Below are 1,104 nucleotides of genomic sequence, written 5' to 3'. Positions count from 1 at the left end.
GGCCCTGCCCGATCATGCGCGGCAGCAGCGCGCAGGCGCCCATGTCGGCGCCGGCCAGGCCCACGCGGGTGAACAGGAACGCGGTGCGTGCGGCGGGCGTGCCGTAGCGCAGGTCGCAGGCCAGCGCCACCATGGCGCCGGCGCCGGCGCAGATGCCGTCGATGGCGCCCAGCACCGGCTGCGGGCAGGCGCGGATGGCCTTCACCAGGTCGCCCGTCATGCGCGTGAACTCCAGCAGTTCGGGCATGGTCATGCCGGTGAGCGGGCCGATGATTTCGTGCACGTCGCCGCCCGAGCAGAAGTTGCCGCCCGCGCCGGTCACCACCACGGCCTTCACGTCGGTCGCCGTGCGCAGCGCGCCGAAGAAGTCGCGCAGCTCGGCATAGCTCTGGAAGGTCAGCGGGTTCTTGCGCTCGGGCCGGTCCAGCGTGATGGTGCCCACGCCGCGGTCGAACTGCCAGGCGAAGTGCCGTGCCGCGTAGGGGGCCCGGGGCTCGAACTGCGGGCGCATGGGGTTGCCCGCGGAGATGTAGTGCTTCATGCGTTGGTTTCCTGGAGAGTGGGGGTGGCTGCCTGGGCGTGGGCCTTCACCTTGCCGAGCAGCCGGTGCAGGCTGGCGATGTCGCGCTCGCCGAGCGGGCCGAAGGCCTCGACGATCCACTGCGCGTGCGCGTGGGCCATCGCGTCGAACTGTTCGCGCCCGCGCGGCGTGAGCCGCACGAGGAACACGCGGCGGTCGCCCGCCACGTCCACGCGTTCCACCAGCCCTTCGGCGACGAGCTGGTCGGTGATGCCGGTCACGTTGCCGCTGGTGACCATCATGCGGCGCGAGAGGTCCTTCATCTTCAGGCCCTCGGGGGCGCGTTCGAGCTGCGCCATCAGGTCAAAGCGCGGCAGCGTGGTGCCGAACTGGTCGCGCAGGCGGGTGCGCACCTGCTTTTCCACCAGTTGCGTGCAGGTGAGCAGGCGCAGCCACAGGCGCAGGGCCTCGGGGTGCTCGCTGGGGGCGGCGCCGTGAAGGCGGGCTTCGAGGTCCATGGTTTCAGTCCAGGGCATCGTTTGCTATTGTTTTAATAGCGTTATGCCCTAGTACCGATTGCGCTG

Annotated in this window: 2 protein-coding genes; both read right to left on the bottom strand. The window is 70.3% G+C overall.

Annotation, left to right across the window (positions count from 1 at the left end):
* Positions 1-541, bottom strand: a 541-nt coding sequence (locus AC27KI_RS25530) for an enoyl-CoA hydratase-related protein (protein WP_487116598.1), incomplete at its 3' end; no start/stop codon positions are given.
* A complete protein-coding gene (locus AC27KI_RS25525) occupies positions 538-1,038 on the bottom strand; it encodes a MarR family winged helix-turn-helix transcriptional regulator (RefSeq protein WP_272567036.1) in 501 nt (166 codons plus the stop codon). The genes AC27KI_RS25525 and AC27KI_RS25530, both read right to left, overlap by 4 nt.
* Positions 1,039-1,104 lie beyond the last annotated feature (66 nt).

This window comes from Acidovorax sp. KPB24-03 (assembly GCF_057546605.1).
The sequence above is the reverse complement of the archived record's forward strand: the minus strand, read 5'-3'. Positions and strand labels throughout refer to the sequence as shown.

Excerpts from the sequence above, each read along its gene's own strand:
- AC27KI_RS25525 (WP_272567036.1), bottom strand. The coding sequence starts at position 1,038 with ATGGACCTCGAAGCCCGCCTTCACGGCGCCGCCCCCAGCGAGCACCCC.